This window comes from Leptospira saintgironsiae (assembly GCF_002811765.1).
Classification (GTDB): Bacteria; Spirochaetota; Leptospiria; order Leptospirales; family Leptospiraceae; genus Leptospira_B; species Leptospira_B saintgironsiae.
Map to the genome: position 1 here is coordinate 36,084 of NZ_NPDR01000013.1, position 9,232 is coordinate 45,315.

General features: G+C 40.4%; 8 protein-coding genes. 3 read left to right on the plus strand and 5 right to left on the minus strand.

Annotation, left to right across the window (positions count from 1 at the left end; translation table 11 throughout):
* Positions 1-18: 18 nt before the first annotated feature.
* Together CH362_RS18245 and CH362_RS18250 are read right to left on the minus strand one after the other, a co-directional pair.
* The gene (locus CH362_RS18245; RefSeq protein WP_100711757.1) at positions 19-1,494 is read right to left on the minus strand and encodes a TolC family protein; all 1,476 of its coding nucleotides are present in this window, start codon (positions 1,492-1,494) and stop codon (positions 19-21) included.
* Positions 1,472-4,609, minus strand: a complete 3,138-nt coding sequence (locus CH362_RS18250) for an efflux RND transporter permease subunit (RefSeq protein WP_244280646.1) — start codon at positions 4,607-4,609, stop codon at positions 1,472-1,474. The genes CH362_RS18245 and CH362_RS18250 overlap by 23 nt, the downstream gene beginning before the upstream one ends.
* Before the next feature lie 171 nt (positions 4,610-4,780).
* Here CH362_RS18250 and CH362_RS18255 point away from each other — a divergent pair, with 171 nt between their 5' ends.
* The 3 genes from CH362_RS18255 to crcB are packed head-to-tail and all read left to right on the plus strand — an operon-like array spanning position 4,781 to position 6,661.
* Positions 4,781-5,530: a biotin--[acetyl-CoA-carboxylase] ligase gene (locus CH362_RS18255; RefSeq protein ID WP_100711750.1), complete on the plus strand. Its 750-nt coding sequence runs from the start codon at positions 4,781-4,783 to the stop codon at positions 5,528-5,530.
* A gap of 1 nt (position 5,531) precedes the next feature.
* Positions 5,532-6,308, plus strand: a complete 777-nt coding sequence (locus CH362_RS18260) for a type III pantothenate kinase (RefSeq protein ID WP_100711751.1) — start codon at positions 5,532-5,534, stop codon at positions 6,306-6,308.
* Positions 6,305-6,661, plus strand: a complete 357-nt coding sequence (crcB, locus tag CH362_RS18265; RefSeq protein ID WP_100711752.1) for a fluoride efflux transporter CrcB — start codon at positions 6,305-6,307, stop codon at positions 6,659-6,661. Before CH362_RS18260 ends, crcB begins: the two co-directional genes overlap by 4 nt.
* A gap of 13 nt (positions 6,662-6,674) precedes the next feature.
* On the opposite strand, the gene CH362_RS18270 is transcribed toward crcB, so the two are convergent.
* From CH362_RS18270 to CH362_RS18280, 3 genes are all read right to left on the minus strand, one after another.
* Complete coding sequence (locus CH362_RS18270; protein WP_100711753.1) at positions 6,675-7,265, minus strand: WG repeat-containing protein; 591 nt, start codon at positions 7,263-7,265, stop codon at positions 6,675-6,677.
* A gap of 15 nt (positions 7,266-7,280) precedes the next feature.
* Positions 7,281-7,766 (minus strand): crossover junction endodeoxyribonuclease RuvC, encoded by a 486-nt coding sequence (locus CH362_RS18275; protein ID WP_100711754.1) that lies wholly within the window; start codon positions 7,764-7,766, stop codon positions 7,281-7,283.
* 185 nt (positions 7,767-7,951) lie between these two features.
* On the minus strand, positions 7,952-8,701 hold the full coding sequence (locus CH362_RS18280; RefSeq protein ID WP_100706411.1) for a YebC/PmpR family DNA-binding transcriptional regulator: 750 nt from the start codon (positions 8,699-8,701) through the stop codon (positions 7,952-7,954).
* Positions 8,702-9,232 lie beyond the last annotated feature (531 nt).

A 9,232-nucleotide genomic window follows, 5' to 3' on the forward strand; every position in this document is an offset into this window, starting at 1 on the left:
CAATCGTCGGCCGTTTTTTTACTCTTCCTTTTTTTCTCCAGGAAGATGAGGGATTTCTCCGATCGCAACCCCAAGAGCAATACGATTCAAAGAATGTTGGTGCAACATTTTACGATAAGTCATCTCCGCATTTAACATCCCGATTCTGGATGCAATTGCTTCTATCCTACTATTTCTACCGGAGCGGTAACCACTGGCCTGACTTTGAGAAGTTTCCTGAGCAGATACAAATGCTTTTTGATATATCGCTAATATCTTTTGAGAATTCTTAAAACTTTCAAAAGCATTACGGATCTCTTGAGTTGCAGTTCTTCTAGTTTGAGAAGCAGTTAACTTTGCCTGCTTCTTTGCAGAGTCAGCCGCTTTTAGATCAGCCATTTGTGAGAATGGTGTTAAAGGCATTGTAATCTGCAACTGAGCAGTGACATCCTTGGAATGTGTTTGGCCGGGATAAGGAAAAGAATAATAATTATTTAATGCAATAGTAGGAGCAAAACCCACCCACGCCTTGTCTTTTTGTGCTTCCGCCACCTTAACACTTTGAAAAGCAGAAAGAACATCATATCTTTTTGCTAAATATTCTTCCGGTTCCATTCCCGTAGGGATCGGTTCCAATTCGGCTTTAAATCCTGCAACAGAGATCGGTTTTTCATAACCAACCATTGTGGCCAATGTAATACGCACTTGTTCCAGCTGGAATTTTGCATCAGCAAGAACTGCTTCTGCATTGGAAAGACTTGTTTCTGAATTCAGAAGATCGGATCTCATGATCCTTCCTACCGCATACATTCTTTTTCTTTCCTGCAAAGAATCTTGGTTCAACTCGTATGCTTCTTGGGAAATTTTAACACTTTCTTCCAATTGTAAAAAGTTGAAGTAGGCCTGTGCAATTTCTAAATACATTCTGCCTGCTTCATGTTTTGCTTCTAATCTTCTTTGCTCTGCTAAATTTTTAGAAGCTCTATAATCTTGGTAAGAAGCAAGTCCTGCAGAAATAGGAATACTGAGTAATAGACGAGAACCTGCTCCCACAGTAGGAGGAAGATTACTTCCCGAACTGGAAGAAGGTAATAAACTAAGTGGATCTCCACTTTGGATTGCCTTATACGTTTTATAATTATCTACTATAGAAGGCTGTTGTGTATGGCCAGGAACAGAGTAAAATTTGTTAAACACATAAGAAAGTGTAGGCATAAATCCAGCGAATGCTTTGTCTTTCTGAGCCAAAGCCTGCTCTGTTGCCTCATGCTTTAACGCAATTCTTTCCGTTCTTTCTACCGCGAGAATATAAAGATCGTCCAGACCGAAAGTATCTTTCGAAACTGTTTTCTCCACGTCCTGGGTAGTGATCCCTGTGATATTTTTTAAACTTTCTTCCACTACTCCGTCTGCGACTTTTACTTCCGGACTGGAAGCACATTCCCAAACGAGTAAACAAGTAAGAATCGAGAATATTATTTTTTTATAATTATTAAGAGTATCTACGAACTTCATCTTTCTCATTTTCCATAAGATAATAAGCGGCTGGAACGACCACTAAAGTGATTAATGTAGAAACGATCAAACCACCTAAGATAGTGATCGCCATTGGGATCCTAGTTTCTGCCCCCGGGCCCAAGGCCAAAGCTGGAGGGATAGCAGCCGCAATCGAAGAGAATGTTGTCATAAGCACCGGCCTCAAACGGACAGGGCACCCAATACGGATCGCATCTGCAATATTCTTTCCTTCACTTCTGACATGATTCACGAATTCCACAAGAAGAATTGAGTTCTTCTTCACAAGTCCTAAGAGCAGGATCAATCCTATAAAACTATACATATTAAAGGACTGCCCAGCTATCCAAAGAGCGATTAACGCACCCGAAAAACTGAAAGGCATAGAAAGAAGAATATAGAAAGGCTGCTTTAAACTATTGAACTGACTCGCTAAGATCATAAAAGACATTATAATCCCTAAGATCAAAGCTCCAGATAAACTAGACTGAGATTCGGAAGCAGTTTTTGCGGAGCCGGTCACCTCTACATGATAACCTTCCGGAAGCATTTCTCTTGCGATCCGAATTGCTTCGTTCGTCGCCCAAGTTTGTCCTTTTTCTTTAGGGGGATTTCCGAAAATTTTAATCGATCTATCTCGATTCACCCTGGTGATATTTTTAAGAGTGTTGGTTGCTTGAAGAACCAAAACTTCTTTCAAACGAACAATTTCTCCGTAAGTGTTTCTAACACCGATATTCGGAATAATATCCGTGCTTTCTCCTTGGTCTTTGTCTATCTTGACTCTAACATCGAAACTTCTACCATTCTCAGTAAAACGACTTACGTTACGTCCTCCCATCAAAGGTCCGATCGTATTTCCGATATTCGCCATACTCACACCGCGAACCGCAGCTGCTTCTCTGTTGGGTAGAATTTTGACTTCAGGCTGTCCTGAAACATAATCAGTATCTATATCCAAAATCGTTTTAGAAGAATCTAATTTTTCTCGAATAGAATCTGAAAGTTTTGCGAGCGTTGCCCAATCAGGTCCTGTCAGAACCAATTCAACAGGATAACCCCTTCCAGCACTAAAACCTCTTTGAGAAAGATCTTGTACGGAAAATTTCGCTTCAGGTACAAGTTCTTTCAGATCCTTTCTGAATTCTGTGAATACTTCAGACTGAGTGATCTCTCTTCCGGTTTTTTTACTCTTAGGACGGTTTCCCATATCCTTCATGGTAACAAAGAACATGCCAGTATTGGATTCCGTTCCTCCCATTCCGCCTATATTGCTCATATATTTTTCAACAATTGGGCGAGTACTAAGATAACCTTCTACCTTCTTCATTGCTTCATCAGTACGAATGATAGAAGAGCCAATAGGCATTTTTGCTCGAACAATAAATCTTCCCATATCCTGGGGAGGAATGAACTCCTTCTTCAGTAAGAATAAAAAGATGATGGAAAATGCAAAAAACAGAATAGAAGAAACGATCACAGTTGCAGGTTTACGAATTACAAATTCTAAAACTTTTCCATACACTCTTTCAGTAAATTGAAGAAAGTTCTCTATAACTGGATCCATTCTTTTGAAAAAAGAAAAACGATCTGCAGTATTCTTTAATTTAGAAAAGAGAGTATCTGCCGGTAAAGTAAACGGAGACTTTGATTTTTGTTTTTTCTGTGCTTCTTTACTTTCTTTATAACGAGAAGCTCTCATTGGAGTAAAACTTAATGCTTCAAAAAGAGAAAGAGCAACTGCTACAGAAACTGTAACTCCGAATTCCAAAAAGTAACGTCCGATAATCCCTTTCATGAACGCAACAGGAAGGAAAATCGCAATGATCGCGAGTGTGGCAGCTAACGCAGCAAATCTAATTTCGGATGCTCCATCCAATGAAGCCTGGAACCAGGTTTTTCCAGATTCTCTATGCCTACTGATATTCTCCAACACCATGATTGCATCATCCACGACTATACCTGTCGCCAAAGAAAGTCCGAGCAATGTGAATGTGTTTAATGTAAACCCAGCAAAATACAGGATCAAAAAAGTTCCCATCACTGAAGTAGGAATCGCAAGAAGAACGTTCCAAGTACTACTCCAATTTCCTAAGAACAATCTACATACAATTCCTGTTAGCACTGCAGAAAGTATGAGAGTAAAAACTAATTCATGAACTGAGTCCCTGATAAAAGTAGTATTATCATTGGAGACATTCAGTTCGAATCCAGGAGGAAGAGTAGGTCTTAGTTCTTCTAATTTCTCCTTCACCTTGTCGCCAACTTCTACAGCGTTTGCTCCTTTGATCTTTTTGATCCCGAGACCAACAGCAGAAACTCCATTAAATCTGGAAATTCTTCTGATTTCGTCTAGACCATCTTCGATCTTGGCAACTTCTCTCAAACGAACTGGACGGAACATCGCAGCACCGCTTCTGGAATTGATATATATATTAGAAAATTGTTCTACAGTTGGAACGTCTCCTACAGCTCTTAAGGAAACTTCGGAGAGTTTATTTTGCACTCTTCCAGATGGAACTTCTATATTCTGTTCTGTTAATGTATTTATGATATCGTTTACAGTAAGTTCCGCTCTTAAAAGTCGGATCGGGTCCAAAAACACATTGATAGTGCGGTCTACATAACCTCCGAGTATGATTTCTCCCACTCCTGGAATTTCTTGGAACTTGTCCTTGAGCCTGGTTTTAACGAAAACCATCTTTTCCTGGTCAGTTCTGTTGGGAGCGGTTAATGCAACCCAGATAATCGGTTGATCATCCGGATTAGATTTCATTATGATTGCTGGATCTAAATCGTCTGGAAGTTTATTACTTACCTGTGCAATCTTAGTTTGGATCTCTTGGACTGCGACATCTACGTCACGTTTGAGTTCCAACTCAACGGTGATCGTGGCAGAACCGTCCGTGGAAACAGAACGAACTTCTACCACACCTTGGACTGTCATCAAAACTTCTTCGATTGGATCGACTACGTCTGTCTCCATAACCTGAGCGTTTGCTCCGGTCAAGTTGAGAGTAACGTTCACGATCGGGAAGTCCACATCTGGCATCTGAGAAAGACCCATACGGGAGAAGCCGATACTTCCCAGCAGGATGATTGCAGCCATCATCATCCATGCGAAAATTGGATTGCGAATAGAAACCTCGGAAAGCTTCAAAGGAACCTCTTTCTATATATATTTGTAGGGAGGAATTTTTTGTTTAGTAATAGGACCTGTCTTTTTCGCACAAGTGCCAGATTTTTTCTTGTCCGAAGTATCAGAAAAGTGTACTAAATCAGACTCATGTCGTTTCAATTATTGGATCCCGAAAAAGGAATATTTCTCTCGGAAGCAGGCTCAACGAATACCATCCTAAAAGGAAAGGAATTCCCTCCAGGATCCTGGATCCTAGCGGATTTTCAATCTTCCGGACGAGGCAGAAAAGGAAAAACCTGGAGTATATTGGGAAAAGAGCCTTTTATTTTTTCAGGCAAATTCTCCTCTGATTCTAACCTATCTTCTCCCGGACTATTCTCTTTGTATGTTGGAGTTGCGGTAGCAAAGGCGATTTTGTCCGTATACCCTTCTACCAGTAAAAAAGATCTTAGGATCAAATGGCCGAATGATATCTATTTAAATGGAAAAAAAGTCTGCGGTATATTGATAGAGACAGAGAAGGAAGGAGAAGTTTGGGATTGGATCCTAGGCATCGGCGCCAATCTGTACGGCACTGAAATTCCAGATTATCTGAGTGACGCAGGGTTTATCACTGATGATCAAAATGAAAAAGGAAGAAGGGCCCGATTTTTAGAAACATTACTTCCTCTTCTGAACGATGCAGTACTCGCAATCTCAGATGGAGAAAAAAGAATAGAATTCATAAATGAAAAACTTCTCTGGAAAGGAGAAACCATAGCCTGGACAGAAAGCGGAGAACAAAAAACCGCAACTTTGTTAGGAGTAAATGAAGAAGGAAAATTATTAGCCCGGACCTCGGTCGGAAACATGGTCGAATTCATTGACAGCCCCGAGGATTTCAGGTCCTTGGGATAGAATGATCTTAGTAATCGACGTTGGAAATACCAACACTGTCTTCGGCATTTATAAGAACGGTTCCAAAGAGCCAATTTTCCATAGAAGAACAGTTACTCGAAGAGATAGGACCTCCGATGAAATGGGACTTTATCTTAAAGGTTTTCTCCGAGAATTTGAAATAGATAGCAGCCAAATTGTTGGTGGAATTTATTCTTCTGTGGTTCCTACGCTGAATCCAATCATTGAAAGAATGATACAGGATTGGTTCCAGATAGAACCTATCAGAGTTCAGTATCAAATGAAACTTCCTTTTGGGATAAAATATCCCAGACCTTTCGAGATAGGCGCAGATAGATTAGTAAATGCTGCTGCTGCAGTAAAGGATCATCCAGGAAAATCAATCATCATAGATTTAGGAACTGCTACTACATTCTGCGTAGTAGATGATACTCCTGATTATTTGGGAGGAGTGATTGCTCCAGGACTAAAAGGTTCTATGGATGCTTTGACTAGAAATACTGCGCAATTACCTCCAATCGTATTCCAGGCTCCGAGTAAAATATTAGGAGATTCTACTATAGAATCTATACAGGCTGGATTTTTCTTTGGATGGATTGGCCTTTTAGAAGGTATTATCAGAGAAGTTAGAGCTGCTCATGGAAATGATTATAGAGTGATCGGAACCGGCGGACTCGTAACTACCATTCACGCAGCAAATCCAAAAATTTTCGATAAGATAGAACCCTTACTTACTTTAAGGGGATTACAAATATTATACGAAGATAATGCAAAATGAATCTTTTGATCATTGGATTGGGAGGATTTTTAGGATCAGTTTGTAGATACATGATATCTCAGGCGATTCCTAAGGATTCCGGCCCTTTTCCGATCTCTACGTTTATTGTAAATATAGCTGGTTCACTCCTCATCGGAGTATTTTACGGATTATCTCAGGGAAAAATTTCAGAAGAATTTAGACTGTTTGCAACAGTAGGATTTTGCGGAGGATTCACAACCTTCTCCGCTTTTGCTTTAGAAAACTTCAAATTACTCCAATCAGGAAGCTATTTTAGTTTTTTTGCATATATACTTCTCAGCACGACAGTTTGTATTACTGCCGTGCTATTGGGTGTTTACTTAAGTAAATAAGAAGAGATCACTCTTAGGGAAGACGGATCTCTGATTTTACATTCCCCTTGGATGCCCTTACAGTTTTTGATTTAGGATCAACCTCGGAAATCAAATCGTATTCGATCGGGATCACAATTTTTCCTGTTTTGTCGATCATGCCGTATTTTCCTCCGTGAATAGAGGAATGTTCTCCATCACTTTCGGATTCACAACTGTTACAAACCAAAGAAAAACCTTCTTGGATCGGAAAAGCAAAATCATAATTTGCAGAAATCACCTTATTACAAGAAGCATCGAAAAATCCAAATTTAGAATTTTCTACAAACCGAGCTAAACCTTCTGAAAAATAATCCGGACCATTATCATAAGTAAAAGTATTTAATAAGACCTTGTTTTGAGAATCTATACAGACCCATCCATCTTTGCGAAAAGAAAAACCTACACCATTCTCATTAAAATCATATGCGAGTGCATATTGAGGAGAGATTAGGACTTTTCCGTTCTGGTCCTTATAACCATAAACACCATTCTCTTCGAAAGCAGTTAATTGTAATTTTTTAGAGCAGAAAACCAGCAAAGGCAAAAATAACAAAATCACTAAAAGGTAAATTTTTCGATCCATAGATCCTCCAATATATCATTTATTTCTAAAAGAGCCGCTCATCGCGAAACCTACATAAGCAGACGCAATAGCATCCCAAGAATCATCATGCCCAGTTAAATTTTCCATACCCAAAAGAAGTTTTAAAGCTGCTTTAATATCTTTTTTATCTGCAGTTCCACTACCGGTAGTTCCTTTTTTGATTTGAGAAGCAGTCGGTTCTACGACAGGAACATTATGCTCTCCTAATGTAAGCAAAACAACTCCCCTCGCTTCGTAAACTTTAGCTGCTGTAGTTCTATTCTTAGCAAAAAATAATTCTTCGACAGAAGCGAGATCAGGGTGATATTCATCCAAAATCGCATCCAACTGTCTGCGAATAGCAATTAAATTAACAGGACTTTTTGTTCCACTCGGAACTTCTATCGTACCATAAGTGAGAACACGAATTACAGACTTATCTTTCTGAAGAACGGAATAACCTAGACGATGGGACCCAGGGTCTATTCCTAAAATTTTCACCAAAAAGACTCCTGAATTAAAATTATGCTCTTATTGTAGGAGTTCCTACATGGGGCAAGGGGCGCCCCCGCCCGGCTTCGGGTGGGGGGAGTGGCCCGTGGGAGAGGAAATTCCCCTCTATCACAGACTAATCAAACTGACAATCGAATTCCACGCGCAAAACCTTGTTGGAATTCCAACAAATCTCAGCCGAATTCTTTTTCCAATTCAGGAGAAAGTTCGAAGTTGGAGTTCACACCTTGGACATCGTCATGAGCTTCCAAGTTGTCGATCAGCTTCATTACTTTTTCTGCAATTTCTTTGTCAGAAACTTCTGCGCCAACTAATGCAACGAATTTAATCTCGGATTCTTCCGATTTAATCCCTTTGTCTGTCAAAGCTGTTTGGACTGCTTCATAATCGTCAGGCGAAGTTACTACTCTGAAAACTTCGCCCTCGTTCTGAACATCTTCCGCACCTGCGCCTACAGCTAATTCGAACAATTCCTCTTCGGAAATTTGATCAGAAGGAATTACGATAATACCTTTTCTTTCGAAAAGACGACTAACGCTACCTGTAGTCGCCAAAGAACCGCCCAACTTAGTAAGAATACTTTTAATCTCCGGAGTTGTCCTGGTTTTTTTATCGGTTACTGCTTCCACCATGATCGCAGTTCCACCTGGTCCAAAACATTCATAAAGGCATTCTTCATATACAACGCCTTCCAACTCTCCAGTTCCTTTCTTGATCGCCCTATCGATATTATCTTTGGGCATGTTGCTTGCCTTTCCTTTCAGGACCGCGAGCCTAAGTCTTGGATTGGTATTAACATCCCCTCCACCCATACGCGCCGCAACAGTGATCTCCTTGACCACCTTAGTGAAAATCGCCCCTCTTTTAGAATCGATAGCGTCTTTTTTACGTTTAATCGTTGCCCACTTACTATGCCCGGACATCGGATTTCCCCTTATATTTAAGAATAGATAGGTTTAAAAAATATATAAGATCAGAAGCAGGAAAGTCGGCCAAAAACCGATCCTACTTTTTCAACAAAACCCGGTTTTTCCAGTCTGTCCATCCTTTTTGGCCTCCCCATCCTTCCAAGAAATCCAAGCCAAAACCCAAATCCTTCCAACAAAATCTAAACCTGTCAGCCTAACAAAAATTCCCAATCCCCTACCAAATTTAAGTCAGAAAAAACGAAAGGAATATTATAAATTCTTAAAATTCTTCCAAGAAAAATCTGGGCGGCTCTTCGTGAAACTCAGACCGCGCTGCTACGGTTTCGCGCAAAAGCGCTCATCCGGGCAAGCCCGGACTAAAGCCCTTCGCATCGCTGCCGCGAATTGTAAGAGAAGGATCTACTGTGTATGGGGGCTATTGTTTTGAAAAAGATCTCCCCACCCAATCGTAGCGACCCATAGGGAGCGAGAAGATGACCGTTTTCAACGAGTCGGTGGCAGAGAGAATCGATGCCAAACGAGTGC

What these genes read in the sequence shown, in the direction of transcription:
- CH362_RS18245 (WP_100711757.1), bottom strand. Translation starts at nt 1,494, where the DNA reads ATGAAGTTCGTAGATACTCTTAATAATTATAAAAAAATAATATTCTCG.
- CH362_RS18250 (WP_244280646.1), bottom strand. Translation starts at nt 4,609, where the DNA reads ATGATGATGGCTGCAATCATCCTGCTGGGAAGTATCGGCTTCTCCCGT.
- CH362_RS18255 (WP_100711750.1), top strand. Translation starts at nt 4,781, where the DNA reads ATGTCGTTTCAATTATTGGATCCCGAAAAAGGAATATTTCTCTCGGAA.
- CH362_RS18260 (WP_100711751.1), top strand. Translation starts at nt 5,532, where the DNA reads ATGATCTTAGTAATCGACGTTGGAAATACCAACACTGTCTTCGGCATT.
- crcB (WP_100711752.1), top strand. Translation starts at nt 6,305, where the DNA reads ATGAATCTTTTGATCATTGGATTGGGAGGATTTTTAGGATCAGTTTGT.
- CH362_RS18270 (WP_100711753.1), bottom strand. Translation starts at nt 7,265, where the DNA reads ATGGATCGAAAAATTTACCTTTTAGTGATTTTGTTATTTTTGCCTTTG.
- CH362_RS18280 (WP_100706411.1), bottom strand. Translation starts at nt 8,701, where the DNA reads ATGTCCGGGCATAGTAAGTGGGCAACGATTAAACGTAAAAAAGACGCT.